At 55.4% G+C, this 312-nt stretch carries 1 pseudogene; it reads right to left on the bottom strand.

The window, feature by feature from the left end:
- Positions 1–312: pseudogene (locus tag AC1RPN_RS08805) on the bottom strand (hypothetical protein); the annotation flags it as partial.

Raw genomic sequence — 312 nt, 5'->3', positions numbered from 1 at the left:
GGCAAACCCAGTAATGTCGGTTGCTGTCAGCGTCACGGTTCCCGTCTTACCGTTCACGGACGTGACGTTCGAACCAGAGTTCGCAATCCGCGTCCACACGTTGTTGGAGACCAGTGCCAAGTCACCAACGGCCCATGTACTGATGCCGTCGATAGATGTTGAGCCTGCAACAGAAACCACGTAGTACGAACCATTTGCCTGAGCAGTACCGCCAGCAACGCCGCCGTTAGCTAGAACCGGGCTGTTTGCGTTCGCATCCCAGTTTCCTTTGTAAGACAGGCCGCCCGTGATAGATGACGGCAAGTACTTCGA

It is taken from the genome of Dellaglioa sp. CoH-57-MRSF-20, assembly GCF_056781955.1.
Note: the sequence above shows the minus strand (reverse complement) of the source record. Positions and strands in the feature narration are given on the sequence as shown.